Origin of the sequence: Aestuariibaculum suncheonense (assembly GCF_014596935.1) — a bacterium.
GTDB lineage: Bacteria > Bacteroidota > Bacteroidia > Flavobacteriales > Flavobacteriaceae > Aestuariibaculum > Aestuariibaculum suncheonense.
In genome coordinates, this window is sequence record NZ_JACVXC010000002.1 from 133,357 (window position 1) to 158,526 (window position 25,170).

22 protein-coding genes are annotated in these 25,170 nt (G+C 35.5%); 17 read left to right on the top strand and 5 right to left on the bottom strand.

The window, feature by feature from the left end:
• Window positions 1–5 precede the first annotated feature (5 nt).
• From ICJ84_RS06365 to ICJ84_RS06405, 9 genes are all read left to right on the top strand, one after another.
• On the top strand, window positions 6–320 hold the full coding sequence (locus ICJ84_RS06365) for a thioredoxin family protein (RefSeq protein ID WP_188215545.1): 315 nt from the start codon (window positions 6–8) through the stop codon (window positions 318–320).
• Window positions 301–558 (top strand): DUF6952 family protein, encoded by a 258-nt coding sequence (locus tag ICJ84_RS06370; RefSeq protein ID WP_188215546.1) that lies wholly within the window; start codon window positions 301–303, stop codon window positions 556–558. Before ICJ84_RS06365 ends, ICJ84_RS06370 begins: the two co-directional genes overlap by 20 nt.
• A gap of 193 nt (window positions 559–751) precedes the next feature.
• Complete coding sequence (locus ICJ84_RS06375) at window positions 752–1,570, top strand: helix-turn-helix domain-containing protein (protein ID WP_188215547.1); 819 nt, start codon at window positions 752–754, stop codon at window positions 1,568–1,570.
• An 82-nt stretch (window positions 1,571–1,652) separates the two neighbouring features.
• Window positions 1,653–4,127, top strand: coding sequence for a TonB-dependent receptor domain-containing protein (locus ICJ84_RS06380; protein ID WP_188215548.1), 2,475 nt, complete (start codon window positions 1,653–1,655; stop codon window positions 4,125–4,127).
• Between the two features lie 354 nt (window positions 4,128–4,481).
• Window positions 4,482–5,012, top strand: coding sequence for a hypothetical protein (locus tag ICJ84_RS06385; protein WP_188215549.1), 531 nt, complete (start codon window positions 4,482–4,484; stop codon window positions 5,010–5,012).
• Between the two features lie 83 nt (window positions 5,013–5,095).
• Window positions 5,096–7,507, top strand: coding sequence for a TonB-dependent receptor (locus ICJ84_RS06390; RefSeq protein ID WP_188215550.1), 2,412 nt, complete (start codon window positions 5,096–5,098; stop codon window positions 7,505–7,507).
• Window positions 7,508–7,736: 229 nt separating this feature from the next.
• Window positions 7,737–8,111: a hypothetical protein gene (locus ICJ84_RS06395; protein WP_188215551.1), complete on the top strand. Its 375-nt coding sequence runs from the start codon at window positions 7,737–7,739 to the stop codon at window positions 8,109–8,111.
• A gap of 203 nt (window positions 8,112–8,314) precedes the next feature.
• Window positions 8,315–8,701, top strand: a complete 387-nt coding sequence (locus ICJ84_RS06400; RefSeq protein WP_241748709.1) for a sulfur reduction protein DsrE — start codon at window positions 8,315–8,317, stop codon at window positions 8,699–8,701.
• A gap of 14 nt (window positions 8,702–8,715) precedes the next feature.
• Window positions 8,716–9,735: a TQO small subunit DoxD gene (locus tag ICJ84_RS06405; RefSeq protein ID WP_188215553.1), complete on the top strand. Its 1,020-nt coding sequence runs from the start codon at window positions 8,716–8,718 to the stop codon at window positions 9,733–9,735.
• 73 nt (window positions 9,736–9,808) lie between these two features.
• Here ICJ84_RS06405 and ICJ84_RS06410 read toward each other — a convergent pair whose 3' ends face one another.
• Window positions 9,809–10,261 (bottom strand): Lrp/AsnC family transcriptional regulator, encoded by a 453-nt coding sequence (locus ICJ84_RS06410; protein WP_188215554.1) that lies wholly within the window; start codon window positions 10,259–10,261, stop codon window positions 9,809–9,811.
• Between the two features lie 172 nt (window positions 10,262–10,433).
• Here ICJ84_RS06410 and ICJ84_RS06415 point away from each other — a divergent pair, with 172 nt between their 5' ends.
• Together ICJ84_RS06415 and ICJ84_RS06420 are read left to right on the top strand one after the other, a co-directional pair.
• On the top strand, window positions 10,434–11,555 hold the full coding sequence (locus ICJ84_RS06415; protein WP_188215555.1) for a histidine decarboxylase: 1,122 nt from the start codon (window positions 10,434–10,436) through the stop codon (window positions 11,553–11,555).
• 123 nt (window positions 11,556–11,678) lie between these two features.
• Entirely contained in the window at window positions 11,679–12,134 is a 456-nt protein-coding gene (locus ICJ84_RS06420; protein WP_188215556.1) for a lipocalin-like domain-containing protein, read from the top strand.
• A gap of 63 nt (window positions 12,135–12,197) precedes the next feature.
• On the opposite strand, the gene katG is transcribed toward ICJ84_RS06420, so the two are convergent.
• A complete protein-coding gene (gene katG, locus ICJ84_RS06425; RefSeq protein ID WP_188215557.1) occupies window positions 12,198–14,372 on the bottom strand; it encodes a catalase/peroxidase HPI in 2,175 nt (724 codons plus the stop codon).
• Between the two features lie 280 nt (window positions 14,373–14,652).
• On the opposite strand from katG, the gene tpx reads away from it, so the two are divergent.
• The 6 genes from tpx to ribB all read left to right on the top strand — a co-directional run bounded on the left by tpx (window position 14,653) and on the right by ribB (window position 21,880).
• Window positions 14,653–15,153, top strand: a complete 501-nt coding sequence (gene tpx / locus ICJ84_RS06430; protein ID WP_188215558.1) for a thiol peroxidase — start codon at window positions 14,653–14,655, stop codon at window positions 15,151–15,153.
• Window positions 15,154–15,171: 18 nt separating this feature from the next.
• Window positions 15,172–15,540, top strand: coding sequence for a diacylglycerol kinase family protein (locus tag ICJ84_RS06435; RefSeq protein ID WP_188215559.1), 369 nt, complete (start codon window positions 15,172–15,174; stop codon window positions 15,538–15,540).
• Between the two features lie 64 nt (window positions 15,541–15,604).
• Entirely contained in the window at window positions 15,605–18,064 is a 2,460-nt protein-coding gene (locus ICJ84_RS06440; RefSeq protein ID WP_188215560.1) for a DNA translocase FtsK, read from the top strand.
• Between the two features lie 13 nt (window positions 18,065–18,077).
• Window positions 18,078–18,713, top strand: a complete 636-nt coding sequence (locus ICJ84_RS06445) for a LolA family protein (RefSeq protein WP_188215561.1) — start codon at window positions 18,078–18,080, stop codon at window positions 18,711–18,713.
• Between the two features lie 11 nt (window positions 18,714–18,724).
• Window positions 18,725–20,692 (top strand): LptF/LptG family permease, encoded by a 1,968-nt coding sequence (locus tag ICJ84_RS06450; RefSeq protein WP_188215562.1) that lies wholly within the window; start codon window positions 18,725–18,727, stop codon window positions 20,690–20,692.
• 30 nt (window positions 20,693–20,722) lie between these two features.
• The gene (ribB, locus tag ICJ84_RS06455) at window positions 20,723–21,880 is read left to right on the top strand and encodes a 3,4-dihydroxy-2-butanone-4-phosphate synthase (protein WP_241748711.1); all 1,158 of its coding nucleotides are present in this window, start codon (window positions 20,723–20,725) and stop codon (window positions 21,878–21,880) included.
• Here ribB and ICJ84_RS06460 read toward each other — a convergent pair.
• The 3 genes from ICJ84_RS06460 to ICJ84_RS06470 all read right to left on the bottom strand — a co-directional run bounded on the left by ICJ84_RS06460 (window position 21,877) and on the right by ICJ84_RS06470 (window position 24,911).
• Window positions 21,877–22,842 (bottom strand): hypothetical protein, encoded by a 966-nt coding sequence (locus ICJ84_RS06460; RefSeq protein ID WP_188215564.1) that lies wholly within the window; start codon window positions 22,840–22,842, stop codon window positions 21,877–21,879. The genes ribB and ICJ84_RS06460 overlap by 4 nt on opposite strands.
• A gap of 114 nt (window positions 22,843–22,956) precedes the next feature.
• Window positions 22,957–24,153, bottom strand: coding sequence for a DegT/DnrJ/EryC1/StrS family aminotransferase (locus tag ICJ84_RS06465; RefSeq protein WP_188215565.1), 1,197 nt, complete (start codon window positions 24,151–24,153; stop codon window positions 22,957–22,959).
• 128 nt (window positions 24,154–24,281) lie between these two features.
• Window positions 24,282–24,911: an NAD(P)H-dependent oxidoreductase gene (locus ICJ84_RS06470; protein ID WP_188215566.1), complete on the bottom strand. Its 630-nt coding sequence runs from the start codon at window positions 24,909–24,911 to the stop codon at window positions 24,282–24,284.
• Window positions 24,912–25,170: the final 259 nt, after the last annotated feature.

Sequence of the window (25,170 nt, forward strand, 5' to 3'; positions counted from 1 at the left end):
TAACAATGGTTAAAGAATTAGAACAAGATAATTTAACAGAACTTGTATCATCAAACGATACTGTAGTTGTTCAGTTTTCTGCAACATGGTGTGGTAACTGCCGCATTATGAAGCCTAAATTTAAAAAATTAGCAACAGAAAACGAAAACGTTACGTTTGTTATGGCTGATGCTGAAAAGTTTCCTGAGTCTAGAAAATTAGCAACGGTAGATAACTTGCCGACGTTTGCAACTTTCAAAGGTGGAACTTTTGTAAATCAAGTACAAACAAACAAATTCGAAGTTTTAAAAGACCTAGTCAATGAAGTTACCAGTAATTAAGCATTTAACGCAGTTTATTGAAGAAAATGACGAAGATTTCGTAATCGAAACCATCGAAACTCTTGAAGCGTTAACCGAAGTCCCATCGTTAAAAGATGAAGAATTAGATGTTATTGGAGAGCTAATCTCTAATATGTATGGCGCTATTGAGGTTAACAAAATGATTAAGGACGGTACTCCTAAAAAAGAAGCCCTTAACAATTTTATGGGGCGCGTTTTAGGTTCAATTGACAAATAAAAACGAGATCGACATTTGAGTAACGTAAAAATTATTTAGTCCTGAAAAAGCCATAATTCTTTATTGAATTGTGGCTTTTTTATACTAGCAAGCTCTCTTGTGTTCATTTTGACAGTTATTAAACCATAATTGACAAAAAAATCTATTATCTATCTCCTGCTTCCTGTTAAATTTGCATAAAAATCCATTTGCTATGCTAACGACCGATATTCGTATAAAAGATAAAATATCTGCTTCAGATTTTTTAAAAATTGAAGCTTTTGATGTTAGTAAACGTTACACAAAACCGCATAAGCATAACAAATATTTAGAATTAGTTTATTTTACTGAAGGCAGCGGATTTCATTATCTTGATACCGAACCATATGAAATACAACCGCCAGTTGCTTTTCTTATTCATCAAAATCAGATTCATCACTGGAACATTGATACTATTCCAAAAGGCTATGTGGTTATCATAAAAGAACCATTTTTAGAAACTGTTTTAGACCCAACCATTGCTATTTTATTACATCAGCTTATCGATTTTAATGCTATTACCCTTCAACAGGATGCAATAATTGATGCCTTATTTACCGTCCTAACTTTGGAAATGAAACAATCAAAACCCGACAATAACGTTATTGAGGGTGGTTTAAAAGCTTTATTTTCCAAATTATTATCTTATACCAATCATTCATCAAAACCTAGTTTTAATACCATCGAGGCCGCATTTTTAAAATTACTTTCTGAAACCTTAAAAAACAATGTATCTTTTTATGCTGAAACTCTGCATACCAGTGCCCAAAACCTGAATGCCATTTGCCAAAAAGTCTATCAAAAATCAGCATCCGATATCATTGCCGACCATTTAATTAAGGAAATAAAACGACAGTTACTTTACACCTCAAAAAACATAAGTGCCATAGCTTATGATTTGGAATTTAAAGACACTTCCAACTTTACTAAATTCTTTAAAAGACATACCGGAATAACTCCGCTTCAGTTTAGAAAACAAGAGCTTGTTATTTAAAAATTACCATTATTTTTTCATTTAGACCAAAATAAACTGTCTCATAATCGTAGCTTGCGTCGCTTAATTCAAACATAAATTCATGCTTAAAACCAATCCATTTTTATTCATTTTAATATTCGTTTTCACTTGTCAGTTAGGATTTTCTCAAATCACTGGAACTATTCTCGACGACACCAATGCGCCTTTAGAATATGCTACAGCCGTTATTTACAATCAAGATAATGGCGAGATGTTAACTGGTGTAATTACTAATGATCAAGGTACCTTTGAAATTAAAAATCTTAAAAAAGGGAGTTATTACCTGATTGCTTCTTTTATTGGTTACGAAGCTAAAACCATTAATAACATTAGCCTAGACCATAATAACGAAAAACTTAACCTAGGGCGTATTCAACTTCGTCTGGGTAATGCTTTAAACGAAGTCATTGTAAAAGGTAAACAGTCAACAATTGCTAATAAAATTGATCGACAAATATTCAATACCAACGATTTTAAAAGTGCACAAGGTGGCTCTGGAGTTGATGTTATTCGCAACCTGCCTTCAGTTAGTATTGATGGACAGGGAGACATTAGCGTAAGAGGGTCTTCTGGCTTTGTCGTATTATTAAATGGCAAACCATTACAGGGAAATGCTTCTGCATTAATTGCCCAACTACCTGCCAACGCCATTGATCGTGTCGAAGTTATTACAGCGCCCTCAGCCAAATATGATCCTGAAGGAAAAGCTGGTTTGTTAAACATCATAACTAAAAAAGGAGCTATCAATGGCGCTTTCGGACAAATTAATGTAAAAGGCGGACTGCCTTCTATTGAAACCTACGGAAATGACAAAGCGCACCAACGTTATGGTATCGATGGAACATATAATTTCAGAAATGATTTCTGGAACGTATCTGTAAGCGCTAACTATCAGCGTAATGATGTAGGCGGACGCCGTGAAGGTGACGTTTACACCATAATTGATGATGTAAAAACTCAGTTTCCATCTACTGGAGAGCGTAGTTTTGATGAAGTAAATTACAATGGTCGTTTTACAGTAGAATACACCCCCGATACCACCAACACCTTTTCTTTGGGCGTTTTTGCTGGTAAACGAGATAAAGACCGTTTGGCAGACATTGTATATTATGACAACCACGCCGTTTCACCTGCCGATAGTGAAAACAGACTTTACACGTTTCAGTACTACAACCACAATTTAAGAAATAGAAAAAGTGATTTTGCGCTTGGAAGTTTAGACTATAAACACACTTTTAAAAATACTTCGGAACTTTCAACGTCTGTGCTATATGAATACACCTTGCTGGGCGGACCAACGGTAAATCAAAATTTAGGATATCCAGACACTTCCATTCTTTACCAAGATGAATACAACACCAACGACAATCCTTTACACGGTATTCGTGCGCAAATTGATTACAGTTTTAAACCTTTCAATTTTGGTCAGTTAGAAATAGGATATCAATACAGAAATTTAGATCATACAGGAGATTTCATTTATGAAAGACGCACCAATTTTGATGATGACTTTACTTTAGTTCCAGAATTTTCAAGTGAGGTAAATTTAACTCGTAGTATCAACTCTTTTTACTCTCAATTATCTGGAAAACAAGGAAAGTGGGATTACTCTGCCGGAGCCAGATTAGAAATCATGGATCGTGTTTTAACTTTAAAAGATAAAGCTAATACGATAGACGACACCTATAATTACGACTTTACAAAACTGTATCCTTCTGCCTCGCTTCAGTATGCTGTAAACGAAAAAACAAATATTAAAGCGGCCTACAGTAAACGTGTGGAACGTACAACAACTTTTAAAATGAATCCGTTTCCGGAACGTGAGCATTCAGAAACTCTCGAACAAGGTGACCCTGAACTAAAACCTGAATTTATCGATTTGATTGAGTTGGGAGTTAACAAAAAAATGAAAGGTGGTAACTCTATTTTTGCTACAGCCTACTACAGAAACACAAAAAATCTAGTAAATCGCGTAAACACTATTTATAACGACACTATTTTAAACCGAATTTACTCTAATGTAGGTAAAGCCAAAGCCATAGGTCTTGAATTAGGTACTGAATTAAAACCATTAAAAAACTGGAGTAATTTTATAGGGGCTAATGTTTACAACTATGCCATAGATGGTCGTTTTGACAACAAACCTGTAGATTCTGAATCGACACAATATTCAATCAACCTGAATTCTACATACACCTTCTGGCAGAATGCTTCATTACAATTTACATTTAACTATCTATCGGAACGTGTAACAGCACAAGGCGAAGATTCTAGATTCTATTCACCGAATTTAAGCTTTCAAAAATCATTTTTTAACGATGCCCTAACAGCTACTTTACAATGGCAAAATATCGATATGGGATTATTAAACACCAATGAACAACGTATAACCACTTACAGACAGGGGGAATTTTACACCACTACCAATTATATTTATGAAGTAGATATGGTATTTATTAATTTGTCTTACACCTTTAAAAATGGTAAAAACAAATCGAAATTTATAGAAAGTGAATTTGGAAAACGTGAGTTTTAATATAAAACAAGCCTACCATCTCACACTAAAAAAAGCCATGATTCTTATTGAATCGTGGCTTTTTTTATTTTGAACCTTATCGATATTTTCTCCTAAAATTATTTTTGACTTACATAAAGGGGATAGACACGCTTCAAGTAACACCCTAAGTTATCAAAGTACTTCACAAAAGCTCATTACATATCACATAAACCCTTTTAATCTAAAATCATGACCATAGTTATTTTCAAACACGATCAATCATTACACCTTTTTGACTAATAAAGACGATATAAAAGCTATCTCATTTTAAGATATTGCATTTAAGTTAAAGTCGTTCGCGAAAAACGGATTGTTATACTCGCAATAAAATTTATGAAAGCAAAAATAGTAGGTTTAGGATTACTGTTCTGCTTGATTGGACCATTAGCAATCACATACCTCCTACTCCAATTCCAGAAAAAACAAATAAGACGAGAGGTAAAACAGCAAATGATTGCTGGCATTGACAAAAACGATTTGGTTCTTTTAACATTCACTCAAGAGGAAGCTAATAAGAAGCTACGTTGGGAACACTCTAAAGAATTTGAATTTGAAAATAATATGTACGATGTAGTTATTCAGGAGAGTAATGGAAACACTATATCATTTTGGTGCTGGCTGGATCATGAAGAAACGCAACTCAATAAAACACTAAAGACGTTATTTACTCTAGCTTTACATGATCATAAACAACACAGGCATCAGCAGGAAAATTTATTACTTTTTTTTAAGACCCTGTTTCTCAACAAAAACATATGTTATAACTTCTTTAACAATGAAACTATAACAATTTCCACAAATTACCATAACAACTTGATTTCTTGGGAATTCACCCCTACTATACCTCCTCCTGAATTTGGTTAAGCCACTTATTATTTATTTCAAGGGTCCATATACAAAACTATAGACCCTGCTCTTATTTTATTTAACCAAAAGAAAATAACATAATGAAACACATTTTGTTTTTATGGCTGACTTTAGGGTGTATAAGCTTTTCCTATACCCAAACCTTAACCATTACAGATAAAGAGACGCAATACCCTTTAGAAGGCGTCGCTATTATAAGCGAAAGCCCTAGGGAATATGCTACTACAAATACTGAAGGACAAACGAATATTTCTGTCTTTAAAGACGTTAACAGTATTCAAATCCGACTTTTTGGCTATGAAACCCAAATATTAAGTTATAGTCAAATTGAAACGGCTCGGTTCATCATAGCATTAAAACCTTCCAATTTAAGTCTTAATCAAATTGTAATTTCAGGAACCCGCTGGAGACAATCAGCAAACAATATCCCTTCAAAAATTATAAGTATAACTACCAAAGAAGTGGCCTTACAAAATCCGCAGACTGCTGCCGATTTATTAGGTGCTTCAGGAAAGGTTTTTATCCAAAAAAGTCAGCAAGGCGGAGGAAGTCCTATGATACGTGGCTTTGCAACAAACCGATTAATTTACACGGTAGACGGGGTTCGGATGAATACTGCTATTTTTCGAGGAGGAAATCTTCAAAACGTTATTAATATAGATCCATTCGCTACAGAAAGCACCGAAGTCCTATTTGGACCAAGCTCTGTAATTTACGGAAGTGATGCTATTGGTGGAGTTATGAGCTTTCAAACCCTAACACCACAACTTTCTAAAACAGAATATCAATTGGTTAGTGGTAAAGCATTGGTACGATTCTCTTCAGCTAATAAAGAAAAAACGGGGCATTTCGATGTTAATGTCGGTTGGGAAAAATGGGCTATGGTAACCAGCTTCAGTTCTTGGGACTTCGATCATTTAAAACAAGGAAGCCATGGGCCTGAGGATTATATAAAAAAAATTCACACTCAAAGACAAAACGACGAAGACATCGTAATAACTCAGGAAGACCCTTTATTACAAATTCCATCAGCCTATTCACAGGTAAACCTCATGCAGAAAGTTCGTTTCCAACCAAATGAAAACTGGGATTTTCAATATGGTTTTCATTATTCTGAAACCTCGCCATATGGACGATACGATAGACATAATCGCTTTAAAAATGGCAGCTTGCGCTATGCAGAATGGAATTACGGTCCACAGAGCTGGATGATGAATAACCTTTCTGTAAGTCATAAAGGAAATAATTCTTTATACGATGATTTTCGCATACGTTTAGCTCAACAATCATTTGAAGAAAGCCGAATAGACCGATCGCTTAACAATAATGAGCGTACTACAAATACAGAAAATGTTGAAGCCTATTCCATAAACGTAGATTTTAACAAACGTCTAAACTCTGCAAACATCCTGTATTATGGTTTAGAATATGTGCTGAATGATGTCTCGTCTAAAGGTGTTATAACAGACATTTCAACGGAAACTCAGAAACATGGTCCTTCGCGTTATCCGCAGGCTACCTGGAACTCTATAGCTGTATATTTAAATAACGAATATCAAGTATCTAATAAATTAACGCTTCAAGGAGGCTTGAGATACAATCGGTTTATTCTGGATGCCGACTTCAGTAATAATCTGGAATTCTATCCTTTTTCGTTCGATTCAGCTAAAATCAATAATGGGGCATTAACAGGAAGCATAGGTGCTGTTTATCGTCCTAAAAAAAGCTGGAGTATTAAAACGAATATTGGTACAGCATTTCGTTCACCAAATGTTGATGACATTGGAAAAATATTCGACTCAGAACCTGGTTCTGTAACCGTACCAAACCCAGATTTAAAAGCGGAATATGCCTATAATTTTGATTTAGGCATCGCTAAAGTTTTTGATGATATTATAAAACTAGACCTTACGGGTTATTATACCAGCCTTCAGAATGCAATGGTGCAAAGAGACTATCAACTTAATGGTGAAAACACAATTATCTATGATGGCGAAGAAAGTCAAATTCAAGCGATTCAAAATGCTGCTGTTGCCCATGTGTATGGCGTACAGGCTGGTATAGAAGTAAAATTACCTTCTAATTTTATGTTCTTTTCAGACATCAATTATCAAAAAGGTGAAGAAGAATTAGATGATGGTAGCACGAGTGCATCGCGACATGCAGCTCCCCTATTCGGTGTAACTCGAATACGATATCAGAAAAAAGATTTAACTCTGGAACTAAACACCATGTATCAAGGATCAAAAAGATTTGATGATTTACCTATAAGCGAGCAAGATAAAGATGAAATTTATGCTAAAGACGCCAATGGTAATAACTATGCTCCGTCCTGGTATACACTAAATTTAAAAACCATGTATAAAATAAACGAAACCTTTAGTTTGAGTGGTGGCGTTGAAAATCTAACAGACCAGAGATACAGACCTTTTGGTTCAGGAATTTCTGGTGCCGGTAGAAATGTCATTATGGCACTTCGAGTAGATTTTTAATCAAAATTCTATAAATGCTAAAAACCTTCCGTAAGACTTAATTTATGGGAGGTTTTTCTTTTTATACTGACTCTGTTTAAACCCCATATTCAAAACATTAAACCACTAAAAAATAAACCAATCAACAAAATAATCTATACCTTAATAAAATCACATCGTGCAAAATTCTTATTGATTATTAAGAAAACTATAACAATATTAGCTTACAGCTTTCTGTATATTTGTGCCTATGCTCAAAATATCTAACCTTAAAATAACAACAAAACTATGGGCTTTATTAGGCTTCGTTTTACTGCTATTGCTTTCGCCATGCAAGGTTAGAAACTTCATTCAGGATGAGTTAGGCGTTCCGAAAACGGAAATTTCCAACAAGAATAAAACAACATTTAATCCGTCTTGCGATACTTCTGATGTTGTTTTAAATAGTCTAAACAAGGACATTAAAGCAGATCAATCTGTTCCGGCTATCTTAACCCCATTTGAATTTACCTTAACCATTTCAAATCTTGCAAAAGATTATTCATCTTTACAAGACACCGAAACCATTAGGGTTTCCCCCATACCTTTATACATTCTATACAGGAATTTCAAAGATTACCTGTAATATCAAAGGGTATTAACGCTACCAGGCACTAATAAATTACTTTCCTGCAAATTTAATAAATAACATCATGTAGCTATCTAACACTAGTTACATCTATGGTATGCACGCTTACGAATTTAAGCTTGCTGCACCGCAATCATCAATAAATTAAAAAACATAATACAATTATGAAAACCCCAATGATATATTTAACAACCTTGTGTATGTTAGTTTTTGGCAGTCTAAAGCTACAGGCACAAGCGTTCAACCCTAAAAACAACAATTATTTAATTCTCTCAAAGAATATAGAACAGTTGAAACCTGCAATTTTAACTGCAGAAGCTTTAATTGAAGAAGATGGCAAATCTTATGGTGACTTTTATGTTGTCATATGCGGAAAAACGGTTAGCGATATTCCGAATAACAACGCATTTAACAACTTACTACTTGAAGCAACATCTAAGCAGGTTAAGGTATTTGTTTGTGGACTTTCAATGAAGAAGTTCAATGTCAATCCCAAGGATTTACCAGAACACGTAAACGTAGTCGATAATGGTATTCTATTCGGCTTTCAACTGAAAAAACAAGGATTTATAAGTCTAACCATTTAATCTGAAACTAAAAAATGAATACTTTTAAAATAAAACAAGACGCAGGATTATTGGCGCTTTCCTTAAGATTAGTTGTTGGTTGGACCTATTTTTCAGCCTTTTGGAGGCGCACCATTTTAGCCAATAAATTAGATCCTGATACCGTCAGTTATATTGGAGAAAAATTCAATCATTTTTTACCGAATGCCCTTGGCATAAAACCACTAATTCAATACCTCGTGGAAAATCCGGATATTCTTTGGTGGAATATGGTGCTATTTACCATTATTGAAGGTATTGTTGGTCTGTGTATTATGTTTGGTTTCTTAACCAGACTTATGAGTATTGGTGTTTTCGGACTGGCTATGGGCATCTTATTAGGTTCCGGGTGGATTGGCACCACCTGTCTGGACGAATGGCAAATTGGTGTCCTAGGCATCGCAACAGGGTTTGTGCTATTTTTAACCGGAAGTGGTAAATATTCCATTGATAATTATTTGATAGAAAAACCCCTGGCTATTACTCAAAAAAACTGGTTCGCTTGGTTAGGTTCTGGTACACTACCTGTCAAACCTTTGGTATTTCCTAGGATTGTCTTAATAGGTTCACTTAGTATTTTGGGTATAACTTTAACTACCAATCAAATTTTTCACGGTGGTTTATGGGGAACGCTTCATAACAAATCAATAAAACCCAAACTGGAACTCTCTAATGGAACAATTATCCAAAACACCTTGTCTTTTGAAGTATTTAGAACCGAAGGCGTTGACGTGTATGGCTCCTGGTTGATTGGTATTGAATTACGCAACGCTAAAAACGAAACTGTGCTGCAATACAATCAGGAAGATTTATCGGCATTACCTAAAGATCACATATCAAACTATTATATTGACAAAGTAAAACCCGGAGCTCATAGTTTGATTCTTCCTTTAGGTGCAAAAGCAAAACTCACATTAAAACATCAGGATTTAAGCAATCTGTCAAAAGGAACCTATACCTTAAAACTAACCGATATTAGCGGTTTGTATTGGGAACATAATATTTCAATTCCTTAAATCAGCAAATCTTTTTTATAATAAAAACGGCTCATAAAATCTCTGAGCCGTTTTTTATGTATTTCGTGAAACATTATAACTCAAAAACCGTCGTATCTTTTACTGACTCCATAACAAAGGAGCTATTTATGGTTGAAATACAATCAAGTAATGATAATTTTTCATTAATAAACTTTTGATACTGCGTAATATCATTCACAACAATCTTTAATAAAAAATCGAAATTTCCCGAGATATGATGACATTCCATAATCTCAGGAAACTTAATTGTATGCGTTTTAAAATCATCAATTAATTCCTTATGATGCCTTAACAAGGTAATCTGGCAGAAAGCGACAAACTTCTTTCCTATTTTATCCCGATCTAATAAAGCGACGTAAGATTTTATAATCTCAGCCTGTTCCAGCTTCTTAACCCGCTCATAAGTTGGCGTTACACTTAAGCCCACTTTACTTGCAATCTCTTTGATGTTTTGCTTGGAGTTCGATTGCAATTGCTTTAAAATCTTTTTATCGATGTTATCCATAGTAGTTTTTATTTCTAAATCTGAACATAGCCTCCCATCTATTCAGTATTTTATTTCTACAAAAATAACACAAACAGATTTATTTTCTAATTATTAATAATATTCAGAAACATTAAATTACAAAAACTAATTTTGAAGTGATTTTACTTTACAAAAAAGCATGCCATTTTATATGAATATACATTCTCAACTAGAAGACACATTACATAAAATAAAAAAAGCCAGTAATTTATTTTTAGGCTATCCTATCTCAAAAGATTTTGATTACGGTCCACTTTTCGAATTCTTAAAATACCCTGTTAATAATGTAGGTGATCCTTTTATTAATAGCACCTATAAGGTACAAACACACGATATGGAACGTGAGGTTGTCGATTTTTTTGCCAATTTATTCAGAGCTAACCCTGATGATTACTGGGGATATATCACTAATGGTGGATCCGAAAGTAACCTTTACGGATTATATATCGCGCGTGAATTATATCCCAAAGCGATGGTGTATTATTCGGAATCTACACATTACAGCGTTAAAAAGAATATTCATTTGTTAAATATCCCCGGTATCGTTATTCGCTCTCAGGAAAATGGTGAAATCGATTATGACGATTTGCAAAACACACTGCAATACAATCGTCATAAACCTGCCATTATCTTATCGAATTTCGGAACAACTATGAAAGAAGCCAAAGATGATATTTCTAAAATTAAAAGCATCTTGAGAAAACTGGCTATTCAAGACCATTATATCCATTGCGATGGCGCTTTATCTGGTACTTATGGCGACTTTCTATTAGAAAGAATTCCATACGATATTGCCGATGGTGCCGATAGTATTTCTATAAGTGGTCATAAATTTATTGGCTCGCCTATGCCTTGTGGAGTGGTTATTACAAAACGTTCTTTAAGAGATCGTGTCTCAAAAGGCGTATCGTATATTGGCTCTTTAGATACCACTATTACTGGTTCTCGAAACGGGCACAGCGTTTTATTTTTATGGTACGCCATAAAAAACATGGGGGTTGAAGGTTTAAAAGCGAGATACGAACATAGCTTGGAAGTTGCCGAATATTGTAAAACCAGGTTATTAGAAATAGGTATTAAAGCTTGGAGCAACAAAGGCGCTATTACAGTTGTATTTCCTAAAACCTCAAACGCCATAAAAGACAAGTGGCAATTGGCTACGGAAGACGATGTTACTCATTTAATTTGTATGCCCAACGTCACAAAACACCAAATCGATGCTTTTGTTGAAGATTTAATTAAGGAAAAAGAAGCTGAAGCTGTTTTAGCCTAAGTCATTAAAAACTTTGCACTATATAAAACAAAAAGCCACTTTCGATGAAAGTGGCTTTTTGTTTAAGCGCTAAAATTCATTCTGTTTTTCTTACATTTATACTTCATTTTCCATACAAAACCAATGACAATTAAACACACTCTACTCTTACTCATTCTTTTTATGCTTTCCTGTGGAAAGAAAAAAACATCACAACCATCAAATTTTATTTCTATAGAGGGAACCTGGAAACTAATTTCTGCAACGACAATAAAAGAAGATAGTATTATTCCCAGCGATTTATCCAATAAAAGCGTCATTAAAATTATTAATGCATCGCACTTCGCTTTCCTTAATCATGACCTTAATCAAGGAAAAGATTCTCTTTCTTTTTTTGCTTCCGGAGGTGGAAAATATAAATTAAAAGACAACAAATACACTGAATTTTTAGAATATTGCAATTTCAGAAACTGGGAAGGCAACATCTTCGAATTTACAGTAGAAATTCATGGAGACACACTCATACAAAGAGGTTTTGAAAAAGTACAGGATGCCGGTACAGATCATGAAATTATTGAAACATATTTACGAACCAATTAATTATAAAAAATCCACTTTCATCGAAAGTGGATTTTTTAATTATATTTAGAAGGTGTAATTCAACTAGGCTAAATCAAAACGATCCGCATTCATAACTTTCACCCAGGCATTCACAAAGTCATTTACAAACTTCTCTTTACTGTCATCCTGAGCATATACTTCAGCGTAAGAACGTAAAATAGAATTTGAACCAAATACTAAATCAATACGCGTGGCTGTCCATTTAACCGTTCCGGACTTACGATCTACAATTTCGTAAACCCAATTATCTGCTGGTTTCCATTTGTAAGCCATATCGGTTAAATTTACGAAGAAATCATTCGTTAAAGCTCCAACGTTATTGGTAAAAACCCCATGTTTAGTTCCTCCATAATTAGTTCCCATCACACGCATACCACCAATTAAAACTGTCATTTCTGGTGCTGTTAACTCCATAAGCTGTGCACGATCTAACAACATTTCTTCCGGACTTACCACATAATCTTTTTTCTGCCAGTTCCTAAAGCCGTCGGCTAATGGTTCAAGCGGAGCGAATGAATCCGTATCGGTCATGTCTTGAGAAGCATCACCACGTCCTGGAGCAAAAGCTACTTTTACGTCCATGCCGGCATTTCTAATCGCTTTTTCAACACCTACATTACCTGCAAGAACAATAGTATCAGCTACACTAATACTAAAATCAGCAGCTATGGGTTCTAGTACCGATAATACTTTTGATAATTTTTCAGGTTCGTTACCCGCCCAGTCTTTTTGTGGTGCTAAACGAATACGTGCTCCGTTAGCGCCTCCTCTAAAGTCAGACCCTCTAAAGGTTCTAGCACTATCCCAAGCGGTTGATACCAATTCTGAAATGGTTAACCCCGAATCGGCTATTTTAGCTTTTACAGCCTCAACATTATAATCTGATTTACCCTTCGGAATTGGATCCTGCCATATTAAATCTTCAACCGGCACATCTGGCCCAAACCATCGATCTTTAGGTCCCATATCACGATGCGTTAATTTAAACCATGCTCTTGCAAACGCATCAGAAAACGCTTCGAAGTCATCTTTAAATTTCAATGAAATTTCTTTGTAAATCGGATCCATTTTCATCGCCATATCGGCATCGGTCATAATCGGATTGTATCTCGTTGTCATATCTTCAACATCTACAGGCATGTCGTCTTCTTTAATGCTAACAGGTTCCCATTGGTGTGCTCCTGCCGGGCTTTTTCTCAATTCCCATTCATGATTAAATAACATATGAAAATAGCCATTATCCCATTTTGTTGGATATGTTGTCCAGGCACCTTCAATTCCACTGGTCACCGTATCCCTGCCTACACCCGAACGGGTTGGATTAGACCATCCGAAACCTTGTTCTTCAACTGGTGCCGATTCAGGATTAGGCCCTAAAATACTAGCATCACCGTTACCGTGTGCTTTTCCTACTGTATGTCCGCCCGCCGTTAAAGCCACTGTTTCTTCATCGTTCATCGCCATACGTTTGAAGGTTTCACGAACCTGAGCTCCAGTTTTAATTGGATCTGGACTACCGTTTACACCTTCTGGGTTTACATAAATTAATCCCATTTGTACCGCTGCTAATGGATTTTCCATCGTTTCCGGTTTGCTAACATCATCGTAACGCCCATCACTTGGTGCCAACCATTCTTTCTCTGCACCCCAATACACATCTTTTTCTGGAGCCCAAATGTCTTCACGACCAAAAGCAAATCCGTAAGTTTTTAATCCCATACTCTCGTAAGCAATAGTCCCTGCTAAAATGATTAAATCGGCCCAGCTTACTTTATTTCCATATTTTTTCTTAATTGGCCAAAGCAAACGTCTGGCCTTATCTAAACTTACGTTATCAGGCCAGGAATTCAGTGGTGCAAAACGCTGGTTTCCGGTACCTCCTCCACCTCGTCCATCAGCAATTCTATACGATCCGGCAGCATGCCATGCCATACGAATCATTAATCCGCCGTAATGTCCCCAATCTGCTGGCCACCAGTCTTGAGAATCGGTCATTAAACTGGTTACATCTTTCTTTAAAGCTTCAACGTCTAATGATTTTAAAGCTTTCTGATAATTGAAATCTTTACCTAGTGGATTGACTTTTGTGTCATGCTGATGCAAAATATCTAAATTTAAAGCATTAGGCCACCAATCCATTACGGACTGATTTGTTTCAGTATTTGAACCATGCATAAACGGACATTTTCCGCCTGATGCGTTTGAATTTCCTTCCATATTTTAAGATTTAAAATTTTATAGGTTATTTCTTTCCCTTAAAGTTATGAAATAGAAACTGAAAAACCATAAATCGATATTTATATTAATTATACAATTATTGGTATAACTTATTGAAGAATTGATAATCACTAATTGATCGAACATTTATCTAAGATGAATCTCTGTTCAGCTATATTTTGAGCAAATGTCTTTCGTTAAAGATTTCAAAAACCTAAAACGGTTTTCTTTGATATTCTTATTTAATTACTACTTTTAGAAAAAATTAAAACAAGAAAAAATGGCAACAGTAACTTTAAAAGGAAATGCTATTCATACTTCTGGTGACCTTCCTAAAGTAGGGACAAAAGCTCCTGATTTTAAATTAACAAATACAGATTTAGCAACCGTTAGTCTTGATGATTTTGCTGGAAGCAAAGTCGTTTTAAACATTTTCCCAAGTATAGATACCGGAACATGTGCAGCTTCAGTAAGAGCTTTTAATAAAGAGGCCAGCGAATTAGAAAACACAAAAGTACTTTGTATTTCTCACGATTTACCATTTGCTATGTCTCGTTTTTGCGGTGCCGAAGGCTTAGATAATGTGATAAACCTATCGGATTACAAAAATGGTAGTTTTGGTAAAGCATACGGTTTAGATTTCACTGACGGTCCTTTAGAAACCTTACACTCCAGATGTGTTGTAGTTCTTGACGAAACGGGTACTGTTGTATACACCGAGCAGGTTGCTGAAATCGTAGATGAACCAAATTATAAAGCAGCTTTAGAAGCTATAGCATAAAATATACTGATTAGTTAAGTGACAAAAAAAGAATCCTTCTTCATTAACCGAGTAAAAAGTGTAGGCTATGCTTTTAAAGGTGCTGTTCTACTCTTACAAAGAGAAGCCAGTATAAAAATTCAGTTTGTAATCGCTTTATGTGTTTGTGCAGCAGGATTCTTTTTTAATATATCTTCTACCGAATGGATTTTGCAACTTTTTGCCATAGGATTGGTAATGAGTATTGAAGGTATTAATACCGCCATTGAGGAAATTGCAAACTTTGTTCACCCCGAACATCATCATAAAATAGGTTATATAAAGGATATAGCTGCTGGTGCTGTTTTTATTGCCTCTGTTTTTGCCTCTATTGTTGGTTTAATAATATATCTTCCGAAGATTTTTTAAAATAATATATCGTTAGGATAAACGTTAGTAATTTGTATTTTTGTTTTAACCTAAACGTGCATGAATGGCGAAGAAAAAAACCAACACAAAATCATCTACTAAAAAAAAAATCAAACTACCTAGCTTTCAATTATCAAGCCAACAAAAACTGGTTTTAGGGAGCTTTCTGGTTATTTTCGGCATCGTACTTTGCATTGCTTTTGTGTCGTTCTTGTTTACGGGAGAAGCCGACCAAAGTACCCTTTCTGATTTTGCATCAAGAGATGTACAACCCAAAAACTGGTTAAGTAAAACCGGGGCCTGGTTAAGTGATTTATTTATTCAACGTGGGTTTGGTGTAGCCTCATTTATTTTTGCAGGATTGGTATGCCTATCTGGAGTTTATATTTTGACCGACAGCAACAGAACTAAATTAAGAAAACACTGGTTTTGGGGCATCTTAATCATCATCTGGCTTTCGGTGTTTTTCGGTTTTTTCGGGACTAAAATAGATATCCTTGGCGGAACAGTAGGTTACGAAATAAACACCTATTTACAGGATTTTATTGGTAAAATTGGGGTATCTCTTTTGTTATTATTTGGTGTGATTACCTATATGGCTATTCGTTTCCGATTAACGTTTGAAAACGTTGCGAATCTTTTCCATTCAGCTAAACGAGATATTAAAGATGAATTTTCTACAGCGAATAACGAATTAATCGTTCCGGTAGATAACAATTTAACTGAAGAAGCCGAAGCTTTTAAATCGGCTTTCGATATTAAAGAAAAGGAAAACCTTCAGAAGGATTTTGAAGACGAAATAGATGAAGATCTTTCTAGTGGCGGTATGACTTTGAATACCAATATTACCAGCGATGAAAATTTTACATCAAACACTCAAACCGCTTTAGAGGTTAACATTGCAGAAGAAGATACTGATGACGATATTGAATCTGATTTAGCGATTGAAGTTGCAAAGTTTGCAGAAGAACAATCGGAAACCGATAACCTTTCAGATAAATTGGTTGAAGATTTCGGGCTTTTCGATCCGACATTAGAATTAGCCAAATACCAGTTTCCTACTCTGGATTTACTTAAAAAATATGATTCCGAAGGCATCACTATTAATCAAGAAGAATTAGAAGAAAATAAAAACCGAATTGTAGATACCTTAAAAAACTACAATATTGGTATTGCTAATATTAAAGCTACTATTGGGCCAACTGTAACCCTGTATGAAATTGTTCCTGATGCGGGAATTCGTATTTCAAAAATCAAGAATTTAGAAGACGATATTGCCTTATCCCTTTCAGCTCTAGGGATTCGTATTATCGCCCCTATCCCAGGCAAAGGAACGATTGGTATCGAAGTACCAAACAAAAACTCAACTATTGTTTCCATGCGTTCGGTTATTGCTTCGAAAAAATTCCAGAGTTCCGACATGCAATTACCTATTGCCTTAGGTAAAACCATTAGCAACGAAACCTTTGTGGTCGATCTAGCTAAAATGCCTCACTTACTTATGGCTGGTGCTACCGGACAAGGTAAATCGGTTGGATTAAACGCTGTATTAACTTCATTACTTTACAAAAAACATCCGGCTGAAGTGAAGTTTGTTTTGGTCGATCCTAAAAAAGTAGAGTTAACCCTATTCAATAAAATTGAACGTCATTATCTAGCTAAATTACCTGACAGTGAAGATGCCATTATTACAGATAACACGAAAGTGATTAATACTTTAAACTCGTTATGTATCGAGATGGATAATCGCTACGAACTGCTAAAAACAGCAATGTGTAGAAACATCGCCGAGTATAACGCCAAGTTTAAAGCCCGAAAACTGAATCCGAATGATGGTCATCAGTTCTTACCGTACATCGTTTTAGTTGTTGACGAGTTCGCCGATTTAATCATGACGGCTGGTAAAGAAGTAGAAACACCTATCGCACGTTTAGCTCAGTTAGCCCGTGCTATTGGTATTCACTTGATTATCGCAACGCAACGTCCGTCGGTTAACGTTATCACCGGTATTATTAAAGCTAACTTCCCTGCACGTATTGCCTTTAGAGTAACCTCTAAAATCGACTCAAGAACCATTTTAGATGGTGCCGGAGCCGATCAGCTTATTGGTCGTGGAGACATGCTTTACACACAAGGAAACGATTTAATTCGTGTGCAATGCGCCTTTGTTGACACCCCGGAGGTAGAAACCATTACAGACTTTATTGGATCGCAAAAAGCTTACCCTGAAGCCTATATGTTACCGGAGTTTGTTGGTGAAGAAAGTGGCACAAGTCTTGATATAGATATATCAGATCGCGATAAATTATTTAAAGATGCTGCTATTGTTATTGTAACTGCACAACAAGGCTCGGCATCCTTATTACAACGAAAATTGAAATTAGGTTACAACAGAGCTGGTCGTTTAATCGATCAATTGGAAGCAGCAGGTATTGTTGGCCCATTTGAAGGCAGTAAAGCCCGTCAGGTTTTAATACCAGACTTAACCGCTCTGGATAACCATTTAGAAAATGAAATACTTTAATTTAAAAATGAACATGAAGAAGATTTTAACTGTTTTGCTATTAACTTTATCTGTTACTGCTTTTGCTCAAAATAGCGCAAAAACCCTTTTAAACGAGGTTTCTGCCAAAGCTAAAAGTTACAACAACATTTCTATAGACTTTAAATACGTTTTAGAAAATACCGCCGAAAACATCAAGCAGCAAACCAAAGGAGACGTGGTTATGCAAGGTGAAAAATACAGACTAAATATTCTTGGAGTAACGCGCTTGTTTGATGGTAAAAAATTATACAGCATCAGTTTAGAAGATGAAGAAGTTACGGTATCATCAGATAACGGTAATGAAGAAGATTCGGTTACACCTAGCAAAATGCTTTCCTTCTACGAAGATGGCTATACTTACGCGATGGATATTGAACAAAACATTAATGGCAGAAAAATTCAATATGTAAAGTTAATACCTATCGATTCCAACTCTGAAATTAAGAATATTTTATTAGGAATCGATAAACAAACCAAGCACATTTACAACTTAATTCAGGTTGGAAAAAACGGTACAAAAACCACGCTTACTGTTAATTCTTTTAAAACAAACGAGCCTTTATCAAAAAGCTTATTTACCTTTGATGCCAACAAATACAAAGATTTTTACATCAACAATCTAGATTAAGCTACCTACACTTGAAAATACTAGACCGATATATCCTTACGTCTTACCTTAAGACTTTTTTGAGCGTGTTTGTTATACTCATGCTCATTTTTGTATTACAAACTATTTGGTTGTACATTAAAGAACTTGCCGGTAAGGACCTAGACATAGAAGTAATTTTTAAATTCCTGTTTTATTTCACGCCAAAACTAATACCATTAGTTTTACCTCTAACTATTTTGTTGGCCTCTATTATGGTTTTTGGAAGTTTTGCCGAAAACTACGAGTTCGCAGCGATGAAATCGACAGGGATTTCATTACAACGTGCTATGTCTGGACTGAGTGTTTTCATCGTCATTTTAGGAATTACTACGTTTTTCTTTTCAAACAACGTCATTCCATGGGCGGAATTAAAATCCTACAACCTACGTAGAAATATTGCCAAATTAAAACCTGCTATGGTTTTGGCTGAGGGACAATTTAATCCTGTAGGTACTTACAATATCAAATTTGATAAAAAACACGGTGATCGTGGTCAGTATTTAGATAGTGTTACTATTCATATTAAAGGTAATGATGGTAGAAAAAATGCTACTGTTATTCGCTCAAAAACAGGAGAATTAGCCAGTAGAGAAGATTCGAATGTTATCAAGCTCATTTTAAAAGACGGTAACTATTACAGTGATATTTATTCTAAAGATCCTAAAGAACGTAATAAAAAACCATTTGCTAAAAGTACATTCGATACTTACACCATCAATATCGATATCTCTCAAATGAACGATGTTGATATGGATGAAGAATCTCAAACCGACAAACACAGTATGCTTGATGTTGTTGATTTGAATAAAGCCATAGACTCTCTTGAAATTAAGCGAAAGGAAGATCATGAAACCTTTTCCAAAAGTATGTTTCAACGTACGAGTATCATGGCTAATAACCATAGAATATCTAAAGTTAAAGAACGAGATTCTGTTAACTTAGGTTCGTTATTAGACAGCTTAGAACTTAAACGCCAGGTAGAACTTGTCGATATGGCACAAAAAACTATGGGAAGTGCCAAGCAACTTATTCTTTCTAGAGAAACACCTATAAAAGCCACAAACTCCATTATCAACAGGCATTACATTTCCCTACATGAGAAATTCGCTTTAGGTTTTGCCTGCATTGTATTATTTTTCGTTGGAGCGCCATTAGGAGCTTTAATACGCAAAGGCGGTATTGGTCTGCCAATGGTTATTGCTATTTTATTATTCTTAACCTATCACTTTATTGGTATTTTCGCCACAAACAGCGCTAAGAATGGTGGTTTCAACCCTATTTTAGCCAGCTGGTTTTCAACCTTGGTCATGTTGCCTCTTGGTTTCTTTTTAACCAAACGCGCCACAGCAGACAAAGGTTTATTTGAATTCGATAATTTAATAGAGCCAATCAAGAAAGCCTTAAATATTAAAGACAAAGAAACTGTTGACTATACCTTCATGCATTCGTATAAAAACGACAGAATATTAGATGTTATTGCTAATTATGAAGCCCTTGGTCACGATGAAAACACACGTTACGAAGCCTTAAAACTTTTAAATTTCCGAGGATATTCTACGCGCTCCTTAAGAAGTCAAGGTTTAGAAATCGATCCGGCATTCGATACTTCAGAAGATATTTATAACGATTACAAAGACCATACAAAGTTTGCGATCTCAATGTATGCCATTGGCGCTATCTTACTAATATTGCATTTTGTATTTGCAAACAATAAACTACCATCTGTAGCAACAGCGTCTATACAATTAAGTATTGTCTCTTTTGTAATGTATATCATCTATTATTTTAAAACGATGATCAATATCAATCAGTTTTATAAACACATCAATAAAATAGGGAAAAAGCCGCATCTTATTTTAATTATTATTGGCTTACCTCTTTATTTTATTGGATATATTTTTCTTAACTCTAAAATGAAGGAAGACTTAAAACAAAATTGTTTGAATTCCTTAAAATAGCAATATCTTTGCATCATGATACTTGAAACCATGACAAATAGTACAAATAATACAACAACACCGAAATTTAAATTAGATCGCATACAAGACGCCATCGAAGATATCAGACATGGTAAAGTGATTATAGTTGTTGATGATGAAAACCGAGAAAATGAAGGTGATTTTCTGGCTGCTGCCGATAAAGTAACCCCTGAAATGATTAACTTCATGGCTACTCATGGCCGCGGACTTATTTGTGCCCCACTTACCGAAAAACGTTGTAAAGAATTAGACTTGCATATGATGGTAACCAACAATACCGATCATATGGAAACTGCATTTACGGTTTCGGTAGATTTGCGTGGAAATGGGGTAACCACAGGTATTTCTGCAAGCGATAGAGCAAAAACGGTTAAAGCCCTTATCGATCCGTCTACAAAACCTTTTGAATTAGCGAGACCTGGACATATTTTTCCATTAGTAGCTAAAGAAGGTGGCGTGTTAAGACGTACCGGACATACCGAAGCAGCTATTGACTTTGCTCGTTTAGCCGGCTTACAGCCTGCCGGTGTTATCGTTGAAATTATGAACGAAGACGGTACTATGGCGCGTTTACCACAACTTATAGAAGTGGCTAAAAAACTGGATTTAAAAATCGTCTCTATTGAAGATTTGGTAGCATATAGAATGCAACACGACTCTTTAATTGAGAAAAAAGAAGATTTTGAAATCGAAACGCGGTTTGGAAGTTTTAGACTAAGAGCTTATAAACAAACCACTAATAACCAAATACATATAGCGTTAACTATAGGTGTTTGGAATGACACAGACGCTGTGCTTACGAGAATCAATTCCACTTTAGTGAATAACGACATATTAGGGACATTAACCAATAACGTTGATGAGCAATTAGAAAACATGTTCAAGGTTATTAATGATGACGGCAAAGGCGCCATCATTTTTATCAATCAGGAAGTGCAATCTATGGATATTTTAAGCCGATTGAGCTTCTTAAAAGAGCATCAAAAGCCAAACACAGTATCTAAGGCACCAAGAATTAATATGGATGCGAGAGACTTTGGTATTGGCGCCCAAATACTGCATGACTTAGATATACATAAAATGCGCTTAATTTCAAACAGTGCTCAAACTAAGCGTATTGGTATGGTTGGTTACGGTTTAGAAATTGTTGATTACGTTAATTACTAATCTGATACTTCAAATACTTTAAGTAAGTTTTTACTTTTTGAAGCCGGAACTTCCGATATTAAAACATAACGACCGGGTCTTAAGTCAGCCGTAAAATAACCATGTTTTCCGGCTGGCATTTCCTGAAGTCCTCCTAAAAATTTCACCCCTGCGGGTACTGGAGTTATTAAGCCTTTCGGGTTAGCCCAATTCATCCAGGCTTCCAGAGAGTCAAGATTTACTTCTGCAGATATCTCTGCCAGATGTACATCAGTTTGTACAAAATTCTCATGTATTTTTTGATCTTGAAAAGTGACTTTAAATACTGTTTGTCCTTTTAGTAAACTATCATTTAGCACAATACCACCTTCGTTGGAAAGTGTTATTTCAACATCTGCTTCAGGTTCAACTTCACCAGAAACTTCATCTGCTACGACAAGTGATTTTAACATGCCCATGGCGTTATGAAATTTACCATTAGGCATTTTCATGTAGCATTCCATAATATAATATCCTGGCTCTAAATTAACCGTTGTAATACTAGTTTGACCTGCGGCTATTAATCCAGAACCACCTGTAAATATAATTTGAGGAAACCATTCCGGAAGCTTACCAAATTCAGCAAAACCAGCTTCAGCATTTCCTTCATTAATTAAATCCATGCCTTTATCAAAAACGGGAACAATCTCTTTCTCACAATCTTCAATAGTTTTTCCTGACGGGTATTTGTCAAGCAAGATAAAATGTGCCTCATTAGATCTATTCATATATTTAAAAGTATTCCAACCCGACGGAATAGAATCAGGCCCCATAAACTCCATGGACAAGGTTTTAAAAGTAATAGCATCCTTATAGGTATTATAAGGTTTTACAGGAATCTTTTCTTCCACTGTTATTTCTGTTTCCGATTTAGTTTTCGACTTACAGGACTGAAAAAAAAAGATAAAAAGCAGTAATGCAGGATACGTAAAAAAAGTCTTCATAATTGAAGTTATTTGATTAATAACACAATCAAAATTAAAACTTCAACCACGAAGACTATAAAAGATATGTAACAAAAGATAGAAGATATATAACACCAACCGTGTTATGCTCTGTTATGCTAACTCTTCTTTAATGATTTCAACCATTTTAGCTGCTCTAGCTTTTACCTCTTCTTCTGTCCACGATAATTTGATTAAACACGAAATGTTTCGCCCGATAAAATGATCAGATTCAGGGAATTCAGCTACTTTTAAATAAGCCAATCCAGTCTTTACTTCTTCCGAAATGGGATATAAGGATTTCAATTCCTTTAAGTGTTCCCACTTACGTACGTAATGCCAGTTATTATCGTAATAATGAAAACAAGCATCTATGCCATTTTGTTTGAACTTGTCAGATACTTTACGCGCCACTTCTAAACTTGGCAAAAAGAAATTTAAAAACCCATAACTTTCTTCTCCGCCTTCCGGAACTTTTCTAAACGTTACTTCCGGAATAGTCGCTAAAGCATCTCGTAGTATGGTAAAGTTTTTCTTTTGAATATTTATAATCTCAGGTAAACGTTTTAGCTGCCCTAATCCAACCGCGGCATGCAACTCTGAAATACGGAAATTATACCCTAAAAACGGATGCGACTCTGCTCCTCTGTCCTTTCCAATATGGTCGTGCCCATGATCGCTATAATGATCGGAATGTAAATAATATTCTTCGTTGTTGGTGATTACTGCGCCACCTTCGCCACAGGTAATGGTTTTTACAAAATCGAACGAAAAACACCCTAAATCGCCTATACTCCCCAAGGCTTTACCGTTGTAGGTCCCTCCAATGGCTTGACAAGCATCTTCAACTAATATTAATTTGTGTTTATCACAAATAGCTTTTAATACATCTAAATCTCCCATACTTCCACACATGTGTACCACCATGACCGCTTTCGTTTTGAGAGTGATGACTGCTTCCACAGCTTTCGGATTAAGAGTTAAGGTATCATCTATATCTACTAAAACCGGTATAGCACCTAACATCATTACGGCTTCAAAACTCGCTACAAAGGTAAAGGTTGGAAGAATCACCTCGTCTCCTGCCCCAACGCCTGCGGCTGCCAAGGCTACCGATATGGCTGCCGTTCCACTTGAAACTAATTGTACATGTTTTGTGTTGAATGTCTGTTCTAAAGCTTTTTCTAATTCTTTGGCTTTCCAGTGTCCGTTTCGCATTCCATCGAAACCATAGCGCATCAGTACGCCGTTATCTAAAACGTCGTTGACTTCTTTGCGTTCTAAATCTCCAAATAATTCAAATCCTGGCATATATTTTTATGTTTATATTTTGCGTTAGGGATTGCAGCGGTATCCTTTTGCCTGAGCAAAAGATATAGCGAAAAGCCCGACCTTTACTTAAACTATTTAGGGTAAAGGTAACGCCATTAATTGTATTTTTATAATTCTATGATGGCTTCTTCCAAGGGTTTTCTAACTTTTGCGAAGTCTGAAAACATATCGTCTTCGGCGCGGTAGCCAACCGGAAGTAATAAGACTGATTTTAAGCCTCTTTCCTGAAGGTTTAAGATGTTGTCGAACTCTAAAGCGTTAAACCCTTCCATAGGGCAAGAATCGATATTTTCTACCGCGCAAACCGTCATTAAATTTCCCAAAGCAATATAAGCCTGATGTTTGGACCATTGCTGACGTTGCTCTACAGACATTTTACTCATGGTTTTTATAAGGTCTTCGCGATACGGTTTTAAAATGTCTTCGGACGTATTTCTAATATCCTTGATATTATTATAATACTTAACCACGTCGTGTTCTAACACATTTTCCTGTATGCAAATAACCAACAAATGTGAGGCATCGGTAACCTGACGCTGATGATAGCTATGCACCAATAACGACTCGCGTAAACTTTGATTTTCTACAATTACTAACTTTATGGTTTGTAACCCGAAAGAGGTTGCTGTTAAGTTGAAAGCCTGTTTTAATGTGTCTAGCTTCGCCGGTGATAGCTTTTTATTTGTGTCAAACTTTTTAGTGGCATAGCGCCACTTTAGTTGTTTAATGATATCCATTTTTAATATAACTTTACGCAAAAGTACGGTTTGCATTTTTATTTTTCATTACCCATTTTTAAATTTACTAGAAATGAGAGCGTTAAAAATTAATCTAAAAAAAGTTTAAAAAAAGCTTGAAAATGTTTGATAGAATTGAAAAAGGATTCTATATTTGCACCCGCATTCAGGGAATACCTGAAGAGACACTCAAGGAGAAATGGCAGAGTGGTCGAATGCGGCAGTCTTGAAAACTGTTGAGGGTCACACCTCCGGGGGT

Excerpts from the sequence above, each read along its gene's own strand:
- ICJ84_RS06365 (WP_188215545.1), top strand. The coding sequence starts at position 6 with ATGGTTAAAGAATTAGAACAAGATAATTTAACAGAACTTGTATCATCA.
- ICJ84_RS06370 (WP_188215546.1), top strand. The coding sequence starts at position 301 with ATGAAGTTACCAGTAATTAAGCATTTAACGCAGTTTATTGAAGAAAAT.
- ICJ84_RS06375 (WP_188215547.1), top strand. The coding sequence starts at position 752 with ATGCTAACGACCGATATTCGTATAAAAGATAAAATATCTGCTTCAGAT.
- ICJ84_RS06380 (WP_188215548.1), top strand. The coding sequence starts at position 1,653 with ATGCTTAAAACCAATCCATTTTTATTCATTTTAATATTCGTTTTCACT.
- ICJ84_RS06385 (WP_188215549.1), top strand. The coding sequence starts at position 4,482 with ATGAAAGCAAAAATAGTAGGTTTAGGATTACTGTTCTGCTTGATTGGA.
- ICJ84_RS06390 (WP_188215550.1), top strand. The coding sequence starts at position 5,096 with ATGAAACACATTTTGTTTTTATGGCTGACTTTAGGGTGTATAAGCTTT.
- ICJ84_RS06395 (WP_188215551.1), top strand. The coding sequence starts at position 7,737 with ATGCTCAAAATATCTAACCTTAAAATAACAACAAAACTATGGGCTTTA.
- ICJ84_RS06400 (WP_241748709.1), top strand. The coding sequence starts at position 8,315 with ATGTTAGTTTTTGGCAGTCTAAAGCTACAGGCACAAGCGTTCAACCCT.
- ICJ84_RS06405 (WP_188215553.1), top strand. The coding sequence starts at position 8,716 with ATGAATACTTTTAAAATAAAACAAGACGCAGGATTATTGGCGCTTTCC.
- ICJ84_RS06410 (WP_188215554.1), bottom strand. The coding sequence starts at position 10,261 with ATGGATAACATCGATAAAAAGATTTTAAAGCAATTGCAATCGAACTCC.
- ICJ84_RS06415 (WP_188215555.1), top strand. The coding sequence starts at position 10,434 with ATGAATATACATTCTCAACTAGAAGACACATTACATAAAATAAAAAAA.
- ICJ84_RS06420 (WP_188215556.1), top strand. The coding sequence starts at position 11,679 with ATGACAATTAAACACACTCTACTCTTACTCATTCTTTTTATGCTTTCC.
- katG (WP_188215557.1), bottom strand. The coding sequence starts at position 14,372 with ATGGAAGGAAATTCAAACGCATCAGGCGGAAAATGTCCGTTTATGCAT.
- tpx (WP_188215558.1), top strand. The coding sequence starts at position 14,653 with ATGGCAACAGTAACTTTAAAAGGAAATGCTATTCATACTTCTGGTGAC.
- ICJ84_RS06440 (WP_188215560.1), top strand. The coding sequence starts at position 15,605 with ATGGCGAAGAAAAAAACCAACACAAAATCATCTACTAAAAAAAAAATC.
- ICJ84_RS06445 (WP_188215561.1), top strand. The coding sequence starts at position 18,078 with ATGAAGAAGATTTTAACTGTTTTGCTATTAACTTTATCTGTTACTGCT.
- ribB (WP_241748711.1), top strand. The coding sequence starts at position 20,723 with ATGACAAATAGTACAAATAATACAACAACACCGAAATTTAAATTAGAT.
- ICJ84_RS06460 (WP_188215564.1), bottom strand. The coding sequence starts at position 22,842 with ATGAAGACTTTTTTTACGTATCCTGCATTACTGCTTTTTATCTTTTTT.
- ICJ84_RS06465 (WP_188215565.1), bottom strand. The coding sequence starts at position 24,153 with ATGCCAGGATTTGAATTATTTGGAGATTTAGAACGCAAAGAAGTCAAC.
- ICJ84_RS06470 (WP_188215566.1), bottom strand. The coding sequence starts at position 24,911 with ATGGATATCATTAAACAACTAAAGTGGCGCTATGCCACTAAAAAGTTT.